This is a genomic window from Chromobacterium sp. FG22 (assembly GCF_057809415.1).
The window spans coordinates 14,236-36,800 of sequence record NZ_JBMDJX010000025.1 but is presented as its reverse complement, the minus strand read 5'-3'; the positions used below and the strand labels follow the sequence as shown (position 1 = coordinate 36,800).

The 22,565-nt window shown below is 66.5% G+C and carries 20 protein-coding genes; 6 read left to right on the top strand and 14 right to left on the bottom strand.

Going from position 1 to position 22,565, the window contains the following annotated elements; translation table 11 throughout:
• Window positions 1–51 precede the first annotated feature (51 nt).
• The 3 genes from ACODSD_RS19720 to edd form a co-directional block, all read right to left on the bottom strand.
• Complete coding sequence (locus tag ACODSD_RS19720) at window positions 52–873, bottom strand: HDOD domain-containing protein (protein WP_107801512.1); 822 nt, start codon at window positions 871–873, stop codon at window positions 52–54.
• Window positions 874–1,057: 184 nt separating this feature from the next.
• Complete coding sequence (locus tag ACODSD_RS19715; RefSeq protein WP_048408066.1) at window positions 1,058–1,684, bottom strand: bifunctional 4-hydroxy-2-oxoglutarate aldolase/2-dehydro-3-deoxy-phosphogluconate aldolase; 627 nt, start codon at window positions 1,682–1,684, stop codon at window positions 1,058–1,060.
• Between the two features lie 2 nt (window positions 1,685–1,686).
• Window positions 1,687–3,537 carry a phosphogluconate dehydratase gene (edd, locus tag ACODSD_RS19710; protein WP_235085418.1) on the bottom strand — a complete coding sequence of 617 codons (1,851 nt, stop codon included), beginning with the start codon at window positions 3,535–3,537 and terminating at the stop codon, window positions 1,687–1,689.
• A 254-nt stretch (window positions 3,538–3,791) separates the two neighbouring features.
• Here edd and zwf point away from each other — a divergent pair, with 254 nt between their 5' ends.
• From zwf to pgi, 5 genes are all read left to right on the top strand, one after another.
• The gene (zwf, locus tag ACODSD_RS19705; RefSeq protein WP_107801510.1) at window positions 3,792–5,270 is read left to right on the top strand and encodes a glucose-6-phosphate dehydrogenase; all 1,479 of its coding nucleotides are present in this window, start codon (window positions 3,792–3,794) and stop codon (window positions 5,268–5,270) included.
• Between the two features lie 369 nt (window positions 5,271–5,639).
• On the top strand, window positions 5,640–6,317 hold the full coding sequence (pgl, locus tag ACODSD_RS19700) for a 6-phosphogluconolactonase (RefSeq protein ID WP_488878116.1): 678 nt from the start codon (window positions 5,640–5,642) through the stop codon (window positions 6,315–6,317).
• Window positions 6,298–7,323: a glucokinase gene (locus ACODSD_RS19695; protein ID WP_107801508.1), complete on the top strand. Its 1,026-nt coding sequence runs from the start codon at window positions 6,298–6,300 to the stop codon at window positions 7,321–7,323. The genes pgl and ACODSD_RS19695 overlap by 20 nt, the downstream gene beginning before the upstream one ends.
• A 4-nt stretch (window positions 7,324–7,327) precedes the next feature.
• Complete coding sequence (gene hexR, locus ACODSD_RS19690) at window positions 7,328–8,179, top strand: transcriptional regulator HexR (protein WP_048415130.1); 852 nt, start codon at window positions 7,328–7,330, stop codon at window positions 8,177–8,179.
• 5 nt (window positions 8,180–8,184) lie between these two features.
• Window positions 8,185–9,843 (top strand): glucose-6-phosphate isomerase, encoded by a 1,659-nt coding sequence (gene pgi / locus ACODSD_RS19685; RefSeq protein ID WP_107801507.1) that lies wholly within the window; start codon window positions 8,185–8,187, stop codon window positions 9,841–9,843.
• Window positions 9,844–10,037: 194 nt separating this feature from the next.
• Here the strand turns inward: pgi and ACODSD_RS19680 are convergent, their stop codons facing one another.
• The 6 genes from ACODSD_RS19680 to ACODSD_RS19655 all read right to left on the bottom strand — a co-directional run bounded on the left by ACODSD_RS19680 (window position 10,038) and on the right by ACODSD_RS19655 (window position 15,633).
• Window positions 10,038–10,715, bottom strand: coding sequence for a DUF4377 domain-containing protein (locus tag ACODSD_RS19680; protein ID WP_488878115.1), 678 nt, complete (start codon window positions 10,713–10,715; stop codon window positions 10,038–10,040).
• Window positions 10,716–10,780: 65 nt separating this feature from the next.
• A complete protein-coding gene (locus ACODSD_RS19675) occupies window positions 10,781–11,455 on the bottom strand; it encodes an META and DUF4377 domain-containing protein (protein WP_227106042.1) in 675 nt (224 codons plus the stop codon).
• Window positions 11,456–11,629: 174 nt separating this feature from the next.
• Window positions 11,630–13,006 carry an NAD(P)(+) transhydrogenase (Re/Si-specific) subunit beta gene (locus tag ACODSD_RS19670; RefSeq protein ID WP_107801504.1) on the bottom strand — a complete coding sequence of 459 codons (1,377 nt, stop codon included), beginning with the start codon at window positions 13,004–13,006 and terminating at the stop codon, window positions 11,630–11,632.
• A 9-nt stretch (window positions 13,007–13,015) separates the two neighbouring features.
• Window positions 13,016–13,312, bottom strand: a complete 297-nt coding sequence (locus ACODSD_RS19665; protein WP_019101645.1) for a proton-translocating transhydrogenase family protein — start codon at window positions 13,310–13,312, stop codon at window positions 13,016–13,018.
• Between the two features lie 10 nt (window positions 13,313–13,322).
• On the bottom strand, window positions 13,323–14,444 hold the full coding sequence (locus ACODSD_RS19660; protein ID WP_107801503.1) for a Re/Si-specific NAD(P)(+) transhydrogenase subunit alpha: 1,122 nt from the start codon (window positions 14,442–14,444) through the stop codon (window positions 13,323–13,325).
• A gap of 463 nt (window positions 14,445–14,907) precedes the next feature.
• On the bottom strand, window positions 14,908–15,633 hold the full coding sequence (locus ACODSD_RS19655) for a substrate-binding periplasmic protein (RefSeq protein ID WP_227106043.1): 726 nt from the start codon (window positions 15,631–15,633) through the stop codon (window positions 14,908–14,910).
• Between the two features lie 327 nt (window positions 15,634–15,960).
• On the opposite strand from ACODSD_RS19655, the gene ACODSD_RS19650 reads away from it, so the two are divergent.
• A complete protein-coding gene (locus tag ACODSD_RS19650; protein ID WP_488878114.1) occupies window positions 15,961–16,896 on the top strand; it encodes a GlxA family transcriptional regulator in 936 nt (311 codons plus the stop codon).
• A gap of 8 nt (window positions 16,897–16,904) precedes the next feature.
• Here ACODSD_RS19650 and ACODSD_RS19645 read toward each other — a convergent pair whose 3' ends face one another.
• The 5 genes from ACODSD_RS19645 to ACODSD_RS19625 form a co-directional block, all read right to left on the bottom strand.
• On the bottom strand, window positions 16,905–17,375 hold the full coding sequence (locus ACODSD_RS19645) for a thioesterase family protein (protein ID WP_488878113.1): 471 nt from the start codon (window positions 17,373–17,375) through the stop codon (window positions 16,905–16,907).
• Complete coding sequence (locus ACODSD_RS19640) at window positions 17,368–18,330, bottom strand: L-carnitine dehydrogenase (RefSeq protein WP_107801499.1); 963 nt, start codon at window positions 18,328–18,330, stop codon at window positions 17,368–17,370. The genes ACODSD_RS19645 and ACODSD_RS19640 overlap by 8 nt, the downstream gene beginning before the upstream one ends.
• 1 nt (window position 18,331) lies before the next feature.
• Window positions 18,332–19,234 carry a 3-dehydrocarnitine:acetyl-CoA trimethylamine transferase CdhC gene (gene cdhC, locus ACODSD_RS19635; protein WP_107801498.1) on the bottom strand — a complete coding sequence of 301 codons (903 nt, stop codon included), beginning with the start codon at window positions 19,232–19,234 and terminating at the stop codon, window positions 18,332–18,334.
• On the bottom strand, window positions 19,231–20,187 hold the full coding sequence (choX, locus tag ACODSD_RS19630) for a choline ABC transporter substrate-binding protein (RefSeq protein WP_488878112.1): 957 nt from the start codon (window positions 20,185–20,187) through the stop codon (window positions 19,231–19,233). The genes cdhC and choX overlap by 4 nt, the downstream gene beginning before the upstream one ends.
• A 230-nt stretch (window positions 20,188–20,417) precedes the next feature.
• On the bottom strand, window positions 20,418–22,490 hold the full coding sequence (locus ACODSD_RS19625; protein WP_488878111.1) for a M60 family metallopeptidase: 2,073 nt from the start codon (window positions 22,488–22,490) through the stop codon (window positions 20,418–20,420).
• Window positions 22,491–22,565 lie beyond the last annotated feature (75 nt).

The window sequence follows — 22,565 nt, the reverse complement described above, 5'->3', positions numbered from 1 at the left end:
AGCTGTTTTCAACGCCGGATCGCCGATGCGCAGCAGACATTGAATAGGTTCTTAGAACATTTCATCCAGCGCGGTGCAGGCCTCGCGCAACTCCGGCAGCGCCGCGGCCAGGTCCTCGCGCTTCAAGCCGGCGCGCTCCATCACGCTGACCGGCAGGGTGGCCAGCATGTCCTCCTCGCTCATATCGTGATTGAAGCCGGAGGTCATGAAGGACGCCAGGCCGATCAGCAGCGCGAACGGCGACACTTCCTCGTTCAGCAGATCGTGCTGGTTGAAGATGGCTTCCTGGATTTCGTCCGGAAAATTCCAGCGCCGCGCCAGCTCGGCGCCCACCTCGGTCAGATCCATGCCCAGCAGCATGCGCTCGGTGGCCACCCGGTCGGCGCCGCCGGCGACGATGCGGTCTATCTGCAAAGCCTGTTCCGGCACCGCCACATAGAGCACCAGTTCGCCGATATTGGACAGCAGGCCGCAGGTATAGCCCAGCTGCGGGTCCAGCCGGGCCAGCTTGGCCAGCCGTTTGGCGGCGTTGGCCATCGCGAAGCTGCGCTGCCAGAACGCCTTCATGTCGAAGCCCTGGATGCCCAGCGTGGCGCCGGTGACGCCGGAGGCGATCACCAGCACCCTGAGGTTGTCGAAGCCGAGCAGGATGATGGCGTCGTCCAGAGAGCCCACGCGCCGGCTGCCGCCGAAGCGCGCGGTATTGGCCAGCCGCAGCACGCGCGCGGTCAGCACCTGGTCATGTCCCACCTTGTCGGTAATTTCATCGATGTTCACGTCGGTGCGGTGAAAACTGGCCACCAGCTCCTGGACCACTTTGGGCACCATGGGCAGTTTGCCCGACGCTTTTTCAAATATTTCCGCCACTTGCATAGGGGTCTCCAATAGGTGAGCCGTCGCCGGCGCGGGCGTGGGCCGGCAGGCGATGAAGTCCTGCTTCTTGAGCTTAGGCAATTGGCGGGGGAAAGGAAGGACAAAACCGGACAGGGGCGGGCCGGCGGCGGGCGGCCCGCCAAAAAAAACAGGGCCGGGAGGCCCTGTAAAGAAGCAACGTCGTTTAATTCCTGTGCAGCTGGCTCGCTTCCAAGGCCAGCTGGGTGATGCGGTCCCAATCGCGGTTGGCGATGGCGTCGTCCGGAGTCAGCCAGCTGCCGCCCACGGCCAGCACATTGGGCAGCGCCAGGTATTCCGGCGCTTTCTTGATGTCGATGCCGCCGGTGGGGCAGAAGCGCAGATCGGAGAACGGGCTGGCCAGCGATTTGAGCAGCTTGACGCCGCCCACGGCCTCGGCCGGAAACAGCTTCTGGATGGTGAAGCCCTCGTCCTGGGCGCGCATCGCCTCGGACGGGGTGGCGATGCCGGGAATCAGCGTCAGATTGGCGGCGCGGGCGGCGGCGCCCAGCTCCGGGGTGAAGCCGGGGCTGACGCCGAACTGCGCGCCGGCGTCGATGGCGGCCTCCACGTGGGCGCGGGTGCGCAGCGTGCCGGCGCCGACGATGGCGCCCGGCACTTCGTCGCGCATGCGGCGCATCGCCGCCAGCGCGGCCTTGGTGCGCAGCGTCACTTCCAGCACGCGCACGCCGCCGGCCACCAGCGCCTGGGCCAGCTCAACGGCCACGGCCGCGTCGTTGACGATGATCACCGGAACAACCGGGCCTTGGCGCAGCAGGGTCAATGCGTCCATATTCATTTTCTCCAAGAAGCGGGGTGGAAGTCGGGATGGCGGAAGCTGGTGGCGCCGGCTTCGGCGTGGTCGGCCACCGAACGGAACACCGCGAACAAGTCCCGTCCCATGCCAAAATCATTATGCGTCAGGTCGGCCTGCGCCGGTTCGCGCGCGGCCCATTCGGCCTCGTCCACCAGCACGGTCAACTCGCCGCTATTGGCGTCCAGCCGCACCGGGTCGCCGTCGCGCACCTTGCTGATCGGTCCGCCGGACAGGGCTTCCGGCGAGACGTGGATGGCGGCCGGCACCTTGCCGGAGGCGCCGGACATGCGGCCGTCGGTGACCAGGGCCACCTTGAAGCCGCGCTCCTGCAAAATGCTCAGGGCGGGGGTCAGCTTGTGCAGTTCCGGCATGCCGTTGGCGCGCGGGCCCTGGAAGCGGATCACCGCGATGAAGTCTTTTTCCAGCTCGCCGCGCTTGAACGCCGCCAGCATGTCGTTCTGGTCGTGGAAGATCACCGCCGGCGCTTCCACCACCCGGTGTTCCGGCTTGACCGCGGACACCTTGATCACCGCGCGGCCCAGCTTGCCGGACAGCAGCTTGAGGCCGCCGTCGGCGGAGAAGGGGTCGGCGGCGGTGCGCAGCACGCTGTCGTCGCCGCTGTCGGCGGGCGCGTCCCGCCATTTGAGTTCGCCCTGATCCAGCCACGGTTCCTGCGCGTAGCGAGACAGGCCGCGGCCGGCCACGGTGCCCACGTCCTCGTGCAGCAGGCCGGCGGACAGCAGTTCGCGGATCACGAAGCCCATGCCGCCGGCGGCGTGGAAGTGGTTCACGTCGGCCTTGCCGTTGGGGTAGGCGCGGACCAAGAGCGGCACCACGGCGGAGAGCTCGTCGAAATCGTCCCAGTTCACGTCGATGCCGGCGGCGCGGGCGATGGCGACGATGTGCATGGTGTGGTTGGTGGAGCCGCCGGTGGCCAGCAGGCCGACGATGGCGTTGACGATGGACTTCTCGTCTATCATCTCGCCCACCGGGGTGAAGGCCTTGCCCTGGGCGGCGATCTTGGCCGCCTGATGGGCGGCGGCGCGGGTCAGCGCCTCGCGCAGCGGGGTGCCCGGGTTGACGAAGGCGGCGCCGGGCAGGTGCAGGCCCATGATCTCCATCAGCATCTGATTGGAGTTGGCGGTGCCGTAGAAGGTACAGGTGCCGGGGCCGTGGTAGGACTGGCATTCGGATTCCAGCAGCGCGTCGCGGCCCACCTTGCCTTCGGCGTACAACTGGCGCACCTTGGCTTTTTCATCGTTGGCGATGCCGGTGGTCATCGGACCGGCGGGAACGAACACCGCCGGCAGGTGGCCGAAGGACAGCGCGCCTATCAGCAGGCCGGGCACGATCTTGTCGCACACGCCCAGATACAGCGCGGCGTCGAACATCTGGTGGGACAGCGCCACCGCGGTGCTCATCGCGATGATGTCGCGGGAGAACAGGGACAGCTCCATGCCCGGCTGGCCCTGGGTCACGCCGTCGCACATCGCCGGCACGCCGCCGGCGAACTGGGCGGTGGCGCCGGCCGCCAGCGCCGCCTCCTTCAGCTGCGCCGGATAGGTTTCCAGCGGCTGGTGGGCGGACAGCATGTCGTTATAGGAAGAGACGATGGCCAGATTGGGGCGGTGCTCTTCCTTTAGATGTATCTTGATGCCGTCGGGCATGGCGGCGAAGGCGTGGGCCAAATTGGTACACGACAATTGCGAGCGCTCCACCCTTCCCTGATGGGCTGCTGCGCGCAAGCGGTCCAGGTAGGCGGCGCGCGTTGCCCGGCTCCGGTTGACGATGCGCTCGGTAACGGCGGACAGGGTGGAATGCAAGGCCATGATGACGTTCCGTGTTGAAGTGGGTTGATAGTAGTTTTACTACACTCAAAATGCAAGACGCGCTCCAGCGCCGTCCCGCCATGATACGCCCGGCGGCGCGAGGCAACACCCGCCAGTGCTGCGATTGGGAGAATTGTTTGCTTTGGGGCAAAAGGTGTTGCAAAAGCGGCCTGCGTCAGTGAGATGACATGGACAAGGTAAAAGCTGGTGGTAATATAACTACATCTACAAACGTCTCGAGATGGAAGATCAGGATGGATACCCGTACTACGCCAACCCCGGCCTTCGATATGGTCTTGTTCGGCGGCGCCGGCGATCTGGTGATGCGCAAGCTGCTGCCCTCCTTGTATCAGGCGCACGCCGCCGGCCTGCTCAATCAGCAGGGCCGCATCCTGGCGCTGGGCCGCAAGGACTTGAGCCGCGACGACTACCTGGCCTTTGTCGAGAAGAACTCGCGCCAGCACGTCAAAGCCCATTTCGACGCCGCCGCCTGGGACAGCTTCTGTGCGCGGATCGAATACCTGAAAGTGGACGCCTCGCAGCCGCGGGATTTCCCGGCGCTGGCGGACAAGCTCAAGGGCGACGACGACCGCGTGGTGGTCTGTTATCTGGCCACCGCGCCCAATCTGTTCGCCGGCATCTGCGAGAACCTGGCGGCGGTGGGCCTCAATAGCGGCAATGTGCGCGTGGTGCTGGAAAAGCCGCTGGGCACCGACCTGGATTCCTCCAACGAGATCAACGACGACGTGGCGCGCTTCTTCAAGGAAGAGCAGCTGTACCGGATCGACCACTACCTGGGCAAGGAATCGGTGCAGAACCTGATGGCGATCCGCTTCGCCAACGCGCTGTTCGAGCCGCTGTGGCGGCGCGAATGGATACACGATGTGCAGATCACCATCTCCGAAGATCTGGGCGTGGGCAGCCGCGGCGATTTCTACGACGGCACCGGCGCGCTGCGCGACATGGTGCAGAACCACCTGTTGCAACTGCTGTGCATTGTGGCGATGGAGCCGCCGGCCAATATGGAAGCCGACGCGGTGCGCGACGAAAAGCTCAAGGTGCTGAAGGCCCTGCGCCCGTTCAGCGAGCAGGACGTGGCGGCCAAGACCGTGCGCGGCCAGTACAAGGCCGGCGCCGTCGGCGGCCAGCCGGTGGTCGGCTATCTGAACGAGCAAGGCATCCCCGCCGACAGCCAGACCGAAACCTTCGTCGCGCTCAAGGCCGAGATCGACAACTGGCGCTGGGCCGGCGTGCCCTTCTTCCTGCGCACCGGCAAGCGGATGCAGGAGCGGGTCGCCGAGATCGTCATCAACTTCCGCGACGTGCCGCACCAGCTGTTCAACGGCCCGATGAGCGGCAGCCACACCGCCAACCGGCTGGTGATCCGCCTGCAGCCGGAAGAAAGCATCCGCCTGTACTTCCTGGCCAAGGAGCCGGGCGACAATATGCGCCTGCAGCCGGCCTACCTCGACCTGGACTTCTATAAAGCCTTCAAAGTGCGCCGCGCCGACGCCTACGAACGCCTGCTGCTGGACGTGATCCGCGGCAAGCTGGCGCTGTTCATGCGCCGCGACGAGCTGATCGAGGCCTGGCGCTGGGTGGAGCCCATCATGGACAGCTGGAGCCGCAGCAGCAATCTGCCGCCCAAGCAGTACACCGCCGGCACCTGGGGCCCGGCGGCGTCCAGCGCTTTACTATCACGCGATGGGATAGGCTGGCACGAGGAATGCTGATCCATCTGCTGCGCGTCTCGATCTCGAATGCTGCGATGCTCGCCGTACCATTGTACGGCTGCGCGTCTCGCTTCGACCTCGGGCCGCTCGCGACGATGGCTGCTCCATGCTGACCGTTTGCTGCGCGTCCCGATCTCGAATGCTGCGGTGCTCGCCGTACTACCGTACGGCTGCGCGTCTCGCTTCGACCTCGAGGCGCTCGCGACGATGGCTGTCCCATGCTGACCGTTTGCTGCGCGTCTCGATCTCGAATGCCGCGGTGCTCGCCGTACTACCGTACGGCTGCGCGTCTCGCTTCGATCTCAAGGCGCTCGCGACGATGACCGCACCAGTGTTTGACCTTCACTTCTTACCCGCGGAGCGCCGCTGATGAACTGCGTAGAATTCTCCGATAGCGAGCAACAGTCCACCGCGCTGGCCAATAGCGTGGCCTCGCGGCTGTCCGCCGCCATCGCCAGCCAGGGCGCCGCCGTGCTGGCGGTGTCCGGCGGCAAATCGCCGATCCCCTTCTTCCATATGCTCAGCACCATGGCGATAGACTGGTCCAAGGTGACCGTCACCCTGGTGGACGAGCGTTTTGTGCCGGACAGCCATCCGGACAGCAACGCCGCGCTGGTGCGCGTCCACTTGCTGCGCGACCGCGCCGTGGAGGCGCGCTTCCTGCCTCTGGTAGAAGACGCCGCGGACATCGACGCCGACGTGGCGCGCGCCAACGCCGCTTTCGTTCCGCCCACCGTCGCCATCCTGGGCATGGGCGAGGATGGTCACACCGCTTCGCTGTTCCCCGGCGCCGACGAGCTGGCGGCCGGCCTGGACCCGGCGTCCGCCGCCGCCTTTCTGGCGGTGACGCCCAAGACCGCGCCGCACCGCCGGGTGTCGATGAGTTACGCCGCGCTCTTGCGCGCCGGCTGCCTGATCCTGTCCATCCAGGGCGACAAGAAGCGCCAGGTGCTGGACGCCGCCGCCCAGGGCGTCAGCGACGCGCTGCCCATCAGCCATTTCCTGGCGCAGAACAAGGTGGAGCTGGATGTCTACTGGTCTGCCTGAGCAATGGCCGCGGCTGCTGGCCGACATCGGCGGCAGCAACGCCCGCTTCGCGCTGGAGACCGCGCCCGGCGTGATCGAGGACATCGAGGTGCTGCCCTGCGCCGGCCATCCCACGCTGCTGGACGCGGTGCGCGCCTATCTGGACCTGGCCGGCGCGCGCGCGGTCGCCCACGCGGCTTTCGGCATCGCCAACCCGGTGCTGGGCGACTGGGTGCAGATGACCAATCACCATTGGGCCTTCTCCATCGAGGCCACGCGCCAGGCGCTGGGCCTGACCACGCTGTTGGTGATCAACGATTTCACCGCGCTGGCGCTGGCCCTGCCGCATCTGCCTGCGAGCGAACTGCTGCAAATCGGCGGCGGCGAGGCGGAAGCCGGCGCGCCGCTGGCGCTGATCGGCCCCGGCACCGGCCTGGGCGTGTCGGCGCTGATTCCCTATCCGGGCGGCCATGCGCCCTTGTCCGGCGAGGGCGGCCACGTCGGTTTCGCCCCCTTCGACGAGCGCGAGGCCGACATCTGGCTTTACGCGATGCGGCGCTTCGGCCACGTGTCCGCCGAGCGTCTGTTGTCCGGCTCCGGCATCCCTTTGATTTATCAGGCCTTGTGCGAGCGGGCCGGCGAAACGGCCGCAGCGCTGGACCCGGCCGAGGTCACCGCGCGCGGTCTGTCCGGCGCCTGTCCGCGCTGCCGCGAAACCCTGGAAGTGTTCTGCGGCATGCTGGGCGGCGCGGCGGCGAATCTGGCCCTGAATCTCGGCGCCCGTGGCGGCGTGTATCTAGGTGGTGGTATCGTGCCGCGTCTACGCGGTTTTTTTGAACAATCACCATTCCGCCGCCGCTTCGAGGATAAGGGACGGATGTCCGGCTATCTGGCCGCGATTCCGGTCTATCTGATCGTCAGCTCCTACCCGGCTCTGCCGGGCGTGGCCGCCCATCTGGCGGCCGAACTGGCGAGCGCCCGCGCCCGACTCCGGGCGCATCCTGACGACGGCGCGGCAGGAGAGTAAATACATGCTTGAACGTATCAGGAGCCAATTGGAGATCCTGTCCTCGGCCGAGCGCAAAGTGGCCGAGCTGGTGCTGGAACAGCCTTACACCGTGATCCAGGCGGCGGTGGCCGACATCGCCAAGAACGCCGGCGTCAGCCAGCCCACCGTGATCCGCTTTTGCCGCACCGTGGGCTGTTCCGGCCTGCCGGACTTCAAACTGAAGCTGGCCGGCAGCCTGGTCACCGGCGTGCCCTATGTGCATTCCAGCGTGCGCCCGGAAGATCCGACTTCGGAAATCGTCGCCAAGGTGTTCGACAACACCGTGTCCGCGCTGCTCAAGTGCCGCAACGACGTTAATCCGCAATCGATAGAATCCGCGGTCCGCTTGTTGACCGACGCGCGCCGCATCGAATTCTACGGCCTGGGCAACTCCGGCATCATCGCCGCGGACGCCCAGCACAAATTCTTCCGCTTCGGCATTCCCACCGTCGCCTATTCCGACACCCACATCCAGATGATGGCGGCCTCGGTGCTGGGCCCGGGCGACGTGCTGGTGGCGATCTCCAGCTCCGGCCGCACGCTGGAATTGCTGGAGGCCGTGGACGTGGCGCTGTCCGCCGGCGCCAGCGTGGTGGCGCTGACCACCAGCGGTTCGCCGCTGGCGCGCCGCTCCACCGTGGCCTTGATCGCAGACACGCTGGAAGACAATGAAACCTATAGCCCGATGATTTCGCGCATCGTGCACCTGGTGCAGATCGACATCCTGGCGGTGAGCGTGGCGCTCAAGCGCGGGCCGGGCCTGATCAGCCAGCTGGAAAAAACCAAGCACAGCCTGAAGAACCGAAGGCTGGACAACAAAACCGAAGAGGATTGACCATCATGAGCGAACTGACCGAACTACCGGCCTGGCAGGCACTATGGGACCATTTTGCCGAGGCCAAGCACCAGCACATGCGCGATTTGTTCGTCTCCGATCCGGAGCGGGCGGAGCGCTATGCGCTGGAGGTGGGCGGCCTGTTCCTCGATTACTCCAAAAACCGCATTACCGACGACACCCTGAAGGGCCTGATGCAGCTGGCGCGCGAAGCCGGGCTGCCGGCCAAGATCAAGGCCATGTTCAAGGGCGAGAAGCTCAACAGCACCGAAAACCGCGCGGTGCTGCACGTGGCCTTGCGCAACCGCACCAATTCGCCCATCCACGTGGACGGCGAAGACGTGATGCCCAAGGTCAACTCGGTGCTGGAGCGCATGGGCAAGTTCGCCCACGCGGTGCGCTCCGGCGAATGGCTGGGCTATACCAATCAGCCCATCACCGACATCGTCAACATCGGCATCGGCGGCTCGGACCTGGGCCCGCTGATGGTCTGTAGCGCGCTCAAGCCCTTCGGCCACCCGCGGCTGAACATGCACTTCGTCTCCAATGTGGACGGCGCCCAGCTCAAGGAAACGCTGAAAAAGGTTCATTCCGAGACCACGCTGTTCGTGGTGGAGTCCAAGACCTTCACCACCCAGGAGACGCTGACCAACGCGCTGACCGCGCGCGACTGGTTCTTGCAGCGCTCGCGCGATGAAAGCGCGGTGGCCAAGCACTTCGTCGCGGTGTCCACCAACCAGAAGGCGGTGGCGGACTTCGGCATCGACCCGTCGAACATGTTCGAATTCTGGGACTGGGTGGGCGGCCGCTACAGCCTGTGGTCGGCCATCGGCCTGCCCATCATGCTCTACCTGGGCGAGGAGAACTTCACCGAACTCCTCAACGGCGCCCACATCATGGACCAGCATTTCAGAAACGCGCCGTTCGAGCAGAACATGCCGGTGCTGCTGGCCATGATAGGCGTCTGGTACATCAATTACTACGGCGGCGGCAGCCATGTGATCGCGCCCTACGATCAATACCTGCACCGTCTGCCGGCCTTCATCCAGCAGCTGGACATGGAGTCCAACGGCAAGCAGGTGATGCTGGACGGCCAGCCGGTGAATTTCGAAACCGCGCCCATCATCTGGGGCGAGACCGGCATCAACGGCCAGCACGCCTTCTTCCAGCTTTTGCACCAGGGCACCCATATCTCGCCGATCGACCTGATCGCCTCGGTGCAGAACTGTTCCAGCCTGCCCGGCCACCATGAAATCCTGCTGGCCAACGTCTTCGCCCAGGCCGAGGCCTTCATGCGCGGCAAGACCGCGGACGAGGTGCGCGCGGAGCTGGCGGAGCAGGGCCTCAAGGGCGAGGCGCTGGAAGCGCTGGTGCCGCACAAGGTGTTCGGCGGCAACCGCCCCACCAACACCTTGCTGATGAGCCGCTTGAACCCGCGCAATCTGGGTTCGCTGATCGCGCTGTACGAGCACAAGATCTTCGTTCAGGGCGTGATCTGGCACATCAACAGCTTCGACCAGTGGGGCGTGGAACTGGGCAAGCAATTGGCCAAGACCATACACGCGGAACTGACCGGCAAGCTCAAGCACGCCGAGCACGACAGCTCCACCCGCCGTTTGATCGAGCTGTACCGCCAGGTCAACGCCGACGACTGCAAGTGCTGAGCCGGACGGCGGACCAATGAAAACGCGAGGCCGAGGCCTCGCGTTTTGTTTGGATCACGCCACCGTTGTGCACGATTTGCCGCGCGGCGGCGATACGGCGTTGAAAACAGCCTCGACATGCTCATGCGCCCTGTGCGCGCTCCGCTTTCTCCGCCGCAACGCCCGGTCTTGCTCGCGAGCTCGTGAATGGGCTGTTATTTCTTAACGACTTCCTGCTCCACCACCATGTCCAGCACCCAGCGGAGGGACGAAGCGTCGGCCGGCGGGTTCGCCACCTTGAATTCCTTCAGGCGCAGACGGTAGGCGATGCCCGGCTCCGGCTTGAAGCCCTCGATCTCGCCGTAGTGCAGCTGCCACGGCTGATCCTTGCTTTCGCGGATCTGCAGGCATTGCATCGGCGCCACGCCGGTGCAGGGCTTGCGCTCGGCGGCCACGTAGACGAAGCGGGTGACGCCGCCTTCCAGCGAGGGCAGGCGGTCAAAGCTCAGCGTCTTGTCGCCGGCCTGCAGGGTCAGCTTGTCGCCGGCCAGCTTGACCGCGGGCTTGGCGCCCAGGAAGGCGGCCAGCGCGCGGTCGCGCTCCATCGCCTCCGGCGGACACATCATCAAGGTGCTGGCCAACTGCTTGCTGACCAGCTTGCCGCCGTCCAGCGACACCGGGCCGAACATGCCGTTGCAGCCGGCGCGGGCGGACACGCCGCCGTCCTTGAAGCTGAGAGTGATCGGGTGTTCGGCGGCGTCCTGCTTCCATTGGCCGGCCAGCGCCTCCAGTTTGATATCCGCTTGAGCGTCCATTTTGGCTCCGGTTTGCGGGGTGGCGCAGGCGCTCAGGGCAGCTGCGGTCAGTGCGGCGAGCAAAAGCGATTTTTTCATTATCGATGTTCCGTGGTTAAAGGCGGGGACGGGCTGCGGTTGGAGCGCCCGCCGTTCTCAAGAGTTCAGCGCAGCTTGCTGACTTCCTCGCTGTAAACGATGCGGTCCAGCGTCCAGCGCGAGCCGGCGTCGGCCTGCTCCGCCGGTTTCAGCTTGATGTAATAGCTGACGCCGGGCTTGGGGTGGAAGCCGGCGATTTCGCCTTGCAGCGGCCGCCAGCTCTGTTCCGCGCGTTCGCGCACCTGCAGGCAATCGCGCGCGGCTTCGCCGTTGCGGCAGGCCTGGCGTTCCGGCGCCACGTACAGGTATTGCAGCTTGGCCGGCTGCGCCGCCGGATCGGCGTCCGGGGTCAGGCGCACGAAGCGGTATTCGGCGCGCTCCGATTTCAGCACCAGTTTCTGCGCGCGGCCGTCCGGCAAGACGCGGAAGGGGCTGGAGAGGAAGGCGACGAAGTGCTGCTCCATCTCCATCAGCGGCGGCCGGCAGGCCATGCGGGTGGTGGCCACCTGCGGCTTGCCCTGGGCGTCCAGGGTGCGGACGAAGCGGTTGCAGCCGGCGAAGCCGGTCATCTTGCCCGGGTGGAAAGCCAGGGTGGGCGCCGTTTGGCCCACCGGCGCGGGTTCCACCATCCGCCATTCGGTTCCCTGCAGATTGGGCATGGCCAGCGCCGGCAGCGGCAAGGCCAGCGCGCCCAGCCACAGCGCCGCCAGGCGCCGGGCGGAGAAGCCAGTATTTTGCATTGCCATACTCCATGTATAAACAAAAACTAATATTTGTTTACAATACACCGGGCGGGCGCCGCTTGTGAAGCGCGGCGGGGCGGAAAAGCGGGGATAGAAATAGATGGAAACAAAAAACCGCCCAAGCTTAAAACATTGGGCGGTTTTGAAATGCCGGAGGCATGGGGTGGAGCCTTACAGCTGCTCCACTCCCCTGAGCAGTTCCTCCACCACCTTCTTGGCGTCGCCGAACACCATCATGGTCTTGTCCATATAGAACAGCTCATTGTCCAGACCGGCGTAGCCGGCGTTCATCGAGCGCTTGACCACGATCACGCTGCGCGATTTGTGCGCGTCCAGGATGGGCATGCCGTAGATCGGGCTGGTCTTGTCCTTCTGCGCGGCCGGGTTGACCACGTCGTTGGCGCCTATCACCAGCACCACGTCGGTGTTGGAGAAGTCGGAGTTGATCTCCTCCATCTCCTGCACCTGTTCGTAGGGCACTTCGGCTTCGGCCAGCAGCACATTCATATGGCCCGGCATCCGGCCCGCCACCGGGTGGATGGCGTAGCGCACGTTGACGCCTTTCTGATGCAGGATTTCAGCGAACTCCTGCAAGGCGTGCTGGGCGCGCGACACCGCCAGGCCGTAGCCGGGCACGATGATCACGCTGTCGGCGTTGGCCATCAGGAAGGCCGCGTCCTCGGCGGAGCCGGATTTGTGGTTCTTGGGCCCGCCGTCGCCGGCGCCGCCGCCCGTGCCCGCCTCGGCGCCGAAGCCGCCCAGCAGCACCGCGACGATGGAGCGGTTCATCGCCTTGCACATGATGTAGGACAGAATCGCGCCGGAGGCGCCGACGCAGGCGCCGGCGATGATCAGCACCGGATTGTTCAGCGTGAAGCCGATGCCGGCGGCCGCCCAGCCGGAGTAGGAGTTGAGCATGGACACCACCACCGGCATGTCGGCGCCGCCGATCGGAATGATCAGCGTCACGCCCAAGGCCAGCGCGATAGCGAGCATGGTCAGGAAGGCGGCCTGGCTGTCGCTGAGGAAATAGACCACACCGAAGCCGACCATGGCGACGGCCAGCAGCAGATTAAGCAGGTGTTGGCCTTTGAAGTTCACGGCCTTGGAGCCGAAGCGGCCGGACAGCTTGCCGTAGGCGATCACCGAGGCGGTGAAGGTGATGGCGCCGATGAAGGCGCCGATGAACAGCTCCACCTTTTGCACCTGGGTGTGCTCCACGCCGCTGTGGAAGATGGCCGCCACCGCGATCAGCACCGCGGACAGGCCCACCAGCGAGTGCATCGCCGCCACCAGTTCCGGCATGCCGGTCATCTGCACGGTCTTGGCCTTCCACGCGCCGATGGCGCCGCCGGCGACGATGGCGGAGGCGATCAGCGCCAGCACCGGCTTGTCCATGATCAGCAGCGTGGTGGCCACGGCGATGAGCATGCCTATCATGCCGTAGAGGTTGCCGCGCAAGGCGGAGGCGGGGCTGGACAGGCCCTTGAGCGCCAGGATGAACAGCACCGCGGCTACGAGATAAAGAATTGCGGACAGGTTTTCCATCGTGGTCCCTTATTTCTTCTTTTTCTTGAACATGTCCAGCATCCTCTGGGTGACCAGGAAGCCACCGAAGATATTGATGCTGGCGAGGAAGATGCCGATGGTGCCCAACACCGAGGTGAGGGTGATTTCGGAACCGTTGATGTCCACCACCTGCAGCATGGCGCCGACGATGATGATGCCGGAAATGGCGTTGGTCACCGCCATCAGCGGGGTGTGCAGCGCCGGGGTGACGTTCCAGACCACGTGGTAGCCGACGAAGACGGCCAGCACGAAGACGGTGAGGCTGGTGATGAAAGGATCGACCATCTTGTTCTCCTTAATCGGCGGCGGGGAAGCGGACCTGGCCGGCGTGGGTCACCAGCGTGGCGGACAGGATCTCGTCTTCCAGATTGAGGTTCAGGCCTTCCGGCGTCAGCAGCAGGCCGAGGAAGGTCAGCAGGTTCTTGGCGTACAGGCTGGAGGCGTCCGCCGCCAGCAGGCCGGGCAGATTGGTCTGACCGACGACGGTGACGCCGTTGTCCAGGCGCACGGTCTCGCCGGGCCGGGTCAGCGCGCAGTTGCCGCCGGTTTCCGCCGCCAGGTCCACGATCACCGAACCGGGCTTCATCTCCGCCACCACATCGGCCGACAGCAGCTTGGGTGCCGGCTTGCCGGGGATCAGCGCGGTGGTGATCACGATGTCCGCCGCCTTGGCGTGCTTGGCCACCAGTTCGCCCTGGCGCTGGCGGTAGCTCTCGGACATTTCCTTGGCGTAGACGCCGCTATTGGCCATTTTTTCTTCCTCGCTCATCGGCACCTCGATGAACTTGGCGCCCAGCGACTCCACCTGCTCCTTGGTGGCCGGCCGGACATCGAAGGCCTCCACCACCGCGCCCAGGCGCTTGCCGGTGGCGATGGCCTGCAGGCCGGCCACGCCCACGCCCAGGATCAGCAGCCGCGCTGGCTTCACCGTGCCGGCCGCGGTCATCAGCATGGGCATGAAGCGCGGATAGTGCTGGGTGGCCAGCAGCACCGCGCGGTAGCCGGCGATATTGTTCTGGCTGGAGAGCACGTCCATGCTCTGCGCGCGGGTGCTGCGCGGCAAGAGCTCCAGCGCGAAGGCGGAGACGCGCTTGGCGGCCAGCGCCGGCAGGCTGTGGTTGTGATAGGGGTTGAGCTGGCCGATCAGCGCCGCGCCGTCCTTCAGCGCGGCGATGCCGTCCTCGTCCAGCGGGCGCACCGTCAGCACGATGTCGGCCTGGGCCAGCGCCGCGGCGCGGTCCGCCGCGATGGCGGCTCCGGCTTCCTGATAGGCCGCGTCCGGCTGCGCGGCCGCGAGGCCGGCGCCGCTTTCCACCGTGACGGCGTGGCCGCCGGCGACGAGCTTCTTCACCGTGTCCGGCGTAGCGGCCACGCGGTGTTCACCGGCCAGCCTCTCGGCTGGGATAGCGATATGCATGGTCTTCCTTTCCTGCGATTAGATAACAAAGTTTCCAGATAGCGAACGCCCGTGCGGCGCAAAATCGAACGAGCGTTTGAATTCAATTAAAGGCATGCGGGATTTTTCCGCGCAACACTTATATTGCCGACCGTATACCGTCGGACAATTTCGACAGTGAAAGGGCCGGATGCTAGCAAAACCCTACAGCAGCGATGTGACGTGAATCAGACAGAGGCCAGTCAGCGGCTGTTGGAGCGGGAATGCGGAAGAAAGACGGCGAAGCGGCCGTTGGCGGGCAGGCGGAACAAGGCGCGGAGGCGGGTGCGGCCGGTCGACGCGCATATGCTGCCGGCAAGGCTTATGCAGGACACTAGCGTTGATGGCGCGGCTTGTAAAGCTGCGACAAGCGCCAGTTGCCAGCCGGCGCGCGCGGCCGCGGAGGCGGGCGCCGGCTGTTGCGCGCGCGCGACGGCGGGGCCGGCTAGGAGGCCGGCCGCTGGGCTTCCGCCAGCAGCCGCGCCACGGTGCCGTCCTGCAGCATGGAGCGCATCGCCAGCGAGATGCGGCGCTTGTACGGGGAGCGCGGAGACAGGCCGATGCGGCGCGGCTCCGGCGAATACAGCAGCAGCGGCGCGCGTCTCACGTGTTGGCGGAATTCGGCTTCGGCGGCCAGCTCGGCGGTTTGGCGCTCGTCGGCGATCAAGGCGTCGATGCGGCCGGCCTTGAGCTTGCGGAAGTTGGAGTCCAGCGACGGGGCCGGCTCGCGCCGCAGGCGCAGATCGCCGTCGAACTCGTCCTGATAGCGGACGCCTTCCACCACGCCGATCAAAAAGGGATAGAGCTGGCGATAGCTGCGCAGCGGCCGCGGGTCGTCGGCGCGCTGGTACAGGGCCAGCCGGCTGCCGCTGGCGAAGGCGGGCTCGATGAAGTCGATGAATTCGCGACGGGAGGCGGTGTTCTTCACGCCGATCACCACATCGGCCTTGCCCTGGCGCAGGTATTGGAGGCAGCGCGCCAGCGGGCAGGGCAGGAAGACCAGCCGCAGCTTGGCGCGCCTGGCCACCTCCCGCATCAGCTCGGTGTACGGGCCTTGCGGCACGCCATGGGCGTCCATGGTCTTCCAGGGCGGGAACAGATTGTAGGCGAAGACCAGTGTCGGCTCCGCCGCCGCGCACTGCATGCCTGCCAGCAGGCAGACCAGAGCCAAAAGAGACTTGAGTTTCACAATGATGAACAGGTGCGAACGGGCGTCGGCGGCCCCGCGCTGCCGACTGCGGCCAGTGGGTCATTATCGGACGGCCTGGCGCGGCGCGGGCGGAAAAATTCACCGTTCCGAAAAAAACCATGGAAACAATATGGTATTGGAAATGTCCGCATCGGCAACCTGTCCCATTGGCTGGCGCGGCGCGGACCGGCGTGGATCGCCGCGCGTCGGCTTGCCGTTTTCAGTGGATGAACGGTAGGCTGTTGATTGTAAACATGTTTAACGAAGGCGCGCCATGGGTTTCATCATTGCCGCGGACAAGGGCTGAGCATGCGGGATTTCAGCTTTGTGCTGCTGCCCGAGTTTTCCATGCTGGGTTTGCTGGCGGCCACCGAGCCCTTGCGCGTGGCCAACCGCTTTCACGGCGGCGCCTATCGCTGGCGGCTGTTGAGCGCCGATGGCCAGCCGGTGGTCGCCAGCAACGGCATGTCCTTGGCGGCGCATGGCGGCTGGGGCGAGTCGGAGGCGGCCGACGCGGTGCTGGTGGTGGCCGGCTTTCATCCGCTGCGCCACGGCGGCGCCGGCCTGCTGGCCTGGCTGCGCGCTCAGGACGCCGCCGGCCGGGTGCTGGGCGGCATCGACACCGGCTGTTTCGTCCTGGCCGAGGCCGGACTGTTCCGGCAGCAGCGGCTGACCCTGCACTGGGAGGCGCTGCCGGCGTTCCGCGAGCGCTATCCCTTGCTCAACGCCACGCAGGAGCTTTACGAACTGGGGCCGCGGCGCATCAGTTCCGCCGGCGGCACCGCCTCCATCGACATGATGCTGGCCCTGATGGCGCGCAGCCATGGCCATGATCTGGCGGTGCAGGTTTCGGAGCAATTCGTGCTGGGGCGCATCCGCGCCCAGAGCGATCATCAACGGCTGGAACTGGGCGCGCGTTACGGCGTGCACAGCCGCAAGCTGATCCAGGCCCTGGCCCTGATGGAAAAACATATGGACGCGCCGCTGGACAGCGCGGCCTTGGCGGCCGGGGCGGGGGTGACGGCGCGTCAGCTGCAACGCTTGTTCCGCGCCCAGTTGGGCGCGGCGCCCAATGTCTTTTACCTGGGCCTGCGCCTGGAACACGGCCGGCGCTTGCTGCGCCAGAGCGGGCTCAACGTCACCCAGGTCAGCGCGGCGTGCGGCTTCGAGTCCGCCAGCTACTTCGCGCGCGCTTATCGCCGCCGCTTCGGCTGCGCGCCGGGGACGGAGCGGCGCGAGGCGTGAGCCGCTTCTCAGCGCATCTCGATGCGGCGGCCGCAATCCTCGGGCCAGGGCAGGCCGGCGTGTCGCCGCGCCAGCGCGTCCAGGCTGTGCCGCACCGGCGCGGAGAACGGCGCGCTCCGGCCCAGCCCGGGGTCCACATTGAGCAGCATCAGCTCGCAGCCGGCCGCGGCGTCGGCTTCCTCGTCGCGATGCAGGCTCAGATAGAGCCGCAGCCGCTTGGCGTCGTGCTCCAGCAGCCGCCCCTCCACCCTCAGCTCGGCTTGTTGGCGGATTTCGCGCAGATAGCGCAGATGCAGCTCCGCCGTGTACAGGGTGTGGCCGCCGCGCTCGCGCGCCGCGGCGTCCATGCCGATGCGCTCCATCAGCGCGTCCACCGCGTGGCTGAACACCAGCAGGTAATAGGCGTCGCGGACATGACCGTTGTAGTCCAGCCATTCCGGCCGCGTTTGCGCGCGGAGCAGAACGAGGCGCTTATTCATGCGCGGCCAGCCCATGCTTGCGCTTGGCGGCCGCCACCGCTTCCATGATTCCAATCAGGCAGTCGTCGCGATAGCGTTCCAGATCGGCGATGGAGCGTTGACCCAGCTGGCGCGCGCAACCGTCCACCACCCGGTCTATCAGCGCCTCGCTCAAGTCCGGGGCCGGCAGCCGGGTCCAGGGCAGTTGCAGCGCCGGGCCGAACTGGCTCAGAAAGTGGCGCATGCCGGCTTCGCCGCCGGCCAGGGCGTAAGTCTGGAAGGTGCCCATGAAGGCCCAGCGCAGGCCGGCGCCGAAGCGGATGGCGTCGTCGATTTCGCCGGTGGTGGCCACGCCGTCGTTGACCAGGTGCAGCGCTTCCCGCCACAGGGCCTCCAGCAGCCGGTCGGCGATGAAGCCGGGCACCTCGTGACGCACGCGCAGTGGCCGCATGCCCAGCGCCGTATAGACGCGCTCGGCGGCGTCCAGCGCCTGCGGCGCGGTGTCGCGCCCGCCCAGCACCTCGACCAGCGGCAGCAGATAGACCGGATTGAAGGGGTGACCCACCACGCAGCGCGCCGGACGGCGGACATCCTGGTAAAACTCGGAAGGCAGCAGGCCGGAGGTGGAAGAGGCGATGATGACCGTCTCCGGCGCGGCCGCGTCGGCGCGGCGATGCAGCTCCCGTTTCAGCGCCAGCGTTTCCGGCGCGCTTTCCTGGATGAAGTCGGCGGCGGCGGCGCAGTCTTCCAGCCGGGAGACGAAGCGCAGCCGCTCGGGCGCGGCGCCGGCGGCCAGGCCGCGGCGTTCCAGCGCCGGCCAGGCGCGCTCCACTTGGGCGCGCAGACGCGCTTCGGCCTGCGGCGCGGGGTCCCAGGCCAGCACGTCGCGGCCGGCCGCCAGCGCGCGGCAGGCCCAGCCGCCGCCGATGACGCCGGCGCCCAGCAGGCCCAGGGTGGCGATGTCGGTACGGTGCATCTCAATCTCCTTTTACGCCGCGCGGCGGCAGGCCCAGGCGGATCCGGCCTTCCGCCGGCGTCAGCACCCGCGCGCCCATCAGGTCCAGCAATCGCCGCGCCTGTTCCACCAGCGCGCCGTTGCTGGCGTACACCCCTTTGGCCAGATACAGATTGTCTTCCAGCCCCACCCGGACATGGCCGCCCAGCAAGGCCGCTTGCGCCACCATGGGCATTTGCAGCCGGCCGATGCCGAAGGCCGCCCACTGCGCGCCCGGCGGCAGGCTGTCCACCATGGCCTTCATCGTGGTGGTGTCGGCCGGCGCGCCCCAGGGGATGCCCAGGCAGAGCTGGAACAGCGGCGGCGCGTCCAGCAGCCCCTCGCTCAATAATTGTTTGGCGAAGCGCAGGTGGCCGGTGTCGAACACTTCCAGCTCCGGCTTGACGCCCAGTTGCTGAATGCGTCGCGCGCCGTCGCGCAACTGCCCGGGCGTGGCCACGTAGAGGAAGTCGCCGTCGCCGAAGTTGAGCGTGCCGCAGTCCAGGGTGCAGATTTCCGGGCGCAGTTCCTCCACGTGCAGCAGGCGCTCCAGGCCGCCGACCAGGTCCGTGCCCGGCCCCAGCGGCAGCGGCCGCTCGCCGGGGCCGATCTCCACATCGCCGCCCATTCCGGCGGTCAGGTTCAGAATCATGTCCACGCCGGACGCGCGGATGCGGTCCACCAGCTCCCGATACAGCGCCGGCTCGCGGCTGCCCTTGCCGGTGAGCGGGTCGCGCACATGGCAGTGCACCACGGTGGCGCCGGCGCGGGCCGCCTCCACCGCGGCGGCGGCGATCTGCTTGGGCGTGACCGGTATCGCCGGGTGCTTGCCCACGGTGTCGCCGGCGCCGGTGACGGCGCAGCTCAGCACGATGTCCCGGTTCATGGCCCGTTCCCTTCGCCTTGGCGCAGATAGGCCTGGACCGCGGGCAGGCCGGCTTTGCCGTCAAAGGAGGAGACGCCGTCCAGCCAGCGTTCCAGCGGCTGAGGGTTGGCTTGCAGCCATTGGCGCGCGGCGCGCGCGGGCGGGACCCGCTTGAGGATGGCGTTCATCACCTGGTTTTCCATGTCCAGGCTGAAGCGCAGCTGGCTGATCAGCTTCCCGGCGTTGGGACAGCGCTGCATGAAGCCGTTGGCCACCACGGTATAGACCTTGGAGCCGCCGTATTCGGCGCCGAAGACCTGGTCGCCGCCGGCCAGATAGCTTAGCCGCATCAGGTAGTTCATCGGATGCGGTTCCCAGGCGAGGAACACCACCATGCGTTGTTGCCGGATGGCGCGGGATACCGCGGCCAGCATGCCGCTTTCGCTGGACTCCACCAGGGTGAAGCCTTTCAGGCCGAAATTGTTGTTGGCGATCATCCGCTTGATGATGGCGTTGCCCTGGCTGCCGGATTCTATGCCGTAGATCTTGCCGTCCAGCTGTTTGCGAAAGCGCGCGATGTCGGCGAAGGTGCGCAGGCCCTGTTCCGCAAGCTGGCTGGGCACCGCCAGCGTGTATTTGGCGCCGCTCAGATTGGGCTCGGGCAGCACTTGCAGCGCCTTGGCCTGTAGAAAGGGCGTGATGGCCGGCGTTTGCGACGGCACCCAGTAGCCCAGATACACGTCGATCTGCTGGTTCTTGAGCCCGGTGAAGGCGATGGGTTCCGAGGCGAGCTGGGTGCTGGGCTGGTAGCCCAAGCCTTGCAGCACGGCGGAGGCCAGGCCGGTGGTGGCCGCGATATCGGTCCAGCCGATGTCGGCGAAGCGTATCTTGCGACAGCTTTCCGGCTCCGCGGCCCAGGCCTGGGCGGCCAGCGCGCCGCACAGCAGCGCCAGCCAGGGGGTGGAGAGTTTCATGTCGGCTTCTCCCGCAAGCGGTTCCGTTGCCGACGGGCAGCGCCGGGCCGCTGGGTTGGAAGGCATGGCCGTGGCCATGTCGACGCCGCGGACTCGGAGGGAGCCGGAGCGCAAGGACCAATCTAGGCGGGCGGCACCGAATAGTAGCGCACGGGAGCGACCAATGCCGTCACCCGGGCGACCGGGCCGGCCTCGACGAGGGAGGCCGGCGCCGGTTGCGGAACCCGGGTTTACGGGGTCAGGTACTGGCTGCCGTCATAGGAGCCGACGAAGGTCCAATTGCTGTTGCTGACGCCGGTGGTGGGAAAGTAGCCGTAGTTCGCGTTCTTCAGCACGAAGTAGTCGCGCGTGGAGCGATAGGGGTTGTCGTAGACATAGACGTCCCCCACCGTGCCGGTTCGGCTGTCGCTCCAGCTGTTCAGGCGGCTCTTGCGCTGCGCGGTCAATATCGCCAGATCGTAGGACTGGGTGGCGGACAGCGGGGCGCCGTTGTAGCTGTCCAGGAACTGCCAGCCGGCGTTGCTGCCGCCTTCGGTCGGGAAATAGCCGTAGCTGGCGGTTTTCAGCTGGAAGTAGTCGCGGGTGTTGCGGTAGGGGTTGTCGTAGACGTAAACGTCGCCCGGCGTGCCCGCGCGGCTCTCGCTCCATTTTTGCAGCGCGCCCTTGTTGTAGGCGGCCAGAATCATCGCGTCGTAGCCTTGCGCGCCGGGGCGGCGCAGTTGGATGGCGCTGCCCAGCGTCATCTGGGTGACGCCGTCGCTGACGGTGACGCGTATCGGCGCGTACGCGCCTTGCAGCGCCTGAGCGGGCGCGGTCAGCGTCGCCGTCGCGCCATTGCCGGGGGATCCGCCGAAACCGGTCGGCACCTGCCACTGGTAACGCAGGGTCTTGCCGCCGGCGTTGACGACCCGTGCCTCCACGTTGAACGTGCCGCCTGCGTTGACGGAGGCCGGCAGCGACACGCGTCCGGCCAGGCCCTGCTGTTCCAGCGGATAGCGATAGAGCAGGTTTTCGTCGCGGTTCAGCCAGATCGGCTGCGACAGGACGGGCAGGCTGCTCACGGTTTGCCGGGTGCTCGAGTTGGCCTTCAAGCCCCATTTGTCGAAGAACGGGGTCAGATTCTGGCCGGCGACGCGGCTGGTTTCGATGATGAAGCGCTGGCGCTTGTCCTCGTCGCTGGCGGGCAGCTCGGCGAAGGGCATGCTGCGGTAGCGCTGTCCCAGGCGGCTGTAGAAGTCCTTGCCGAAAGCCAGGTCCAGCTGCCAGAACATCGCCGCGCGCACGAACAAGTCCGTTTGCGCCTCGTAAGACGGTTGCGCCTGGTTCAGGTGCTGGCGCACCAGGTCCCATTTGCCGCCGGTTTCCAGCCGCGAACGCTGGCCCAAGGCGCGCTGCACATAGAGCGAGGTCAGGTTCACCGTCACCTCGGTCTGGTCGTTCCAGGTCATCGCCGGCATCTGGTAGTGATGACCCAGCTCATGCCAGGGGCCCCAGCCGTCCTGCTGCAGCAATTTGGAGTTGGCCACCGAGCCGGCGCCGCCGACATTGGTGCCCAGCCAGTAATTGCTGGCCGACATATAGCCGCCGCTGCTGTCCGGCTTGGTGACGAACTGGTACTGGAACGGCGTCGCCGCGTGCGGGTAAGGATTGCCGGCGGCCAGGCCGTATTGTTCCTCGGCCAGGGTGACGATGCGATCCCACAGCGTCATGGCGGCGGCTGGATCGTCCACTTGCTGGCGCAGGATGGGCAGCGGCATGGTCACGATCATGCGCTTGCCCACCAGCTCCGCGTAGGGCTCGGCTGACAGGCGGTTCAGCATGGCGTTCCAGTCCGCGCTGCTGTGCTGACCCAGCACGAAACGCGGTATTTCGCGGCCGCCGCTTTGCAGCGTGGCCACGATCTTGCCGCTGCCGGGCTGGCTGCGCGGCGCGAAATAGATCACGCCGTCGTTCTGCGCGGTGATCTGATTGAGGCCGGGGCGCAGCTGGACCACCTGATTGGACGGCATGGCGCTGTTGGCGTTGGCGATAGGCACCAGCCACAGCTCCGGGGGCAGATTGGGCGGCGTGCCCTGATAGGCGATATTGACGCTCAGCGCTTCGCCCTTGCGGGCCCAATAGCCGGTGGACTGGGTGGGATGGGTGAGGAAGCCGCGGCGGTGCGCCAGCAGCCATTCCCCCGGATCGCCGCGCTGTTCCAGCGTTAGCTGGCGCGGCGCGTCGGCGAAGGCGGACAGAGAGGGCAGGCTGGCGGCCATCGCGGCGCCAAGCCACAGACAGGAACTGAGCTTAAATGCGTGCATATTTCTCTTATTCCATCAGGCCATGCCGGACTGCTGCGGGCGCAGGGCACGGCCTGTCCAGTTGCGGGTTGCGCC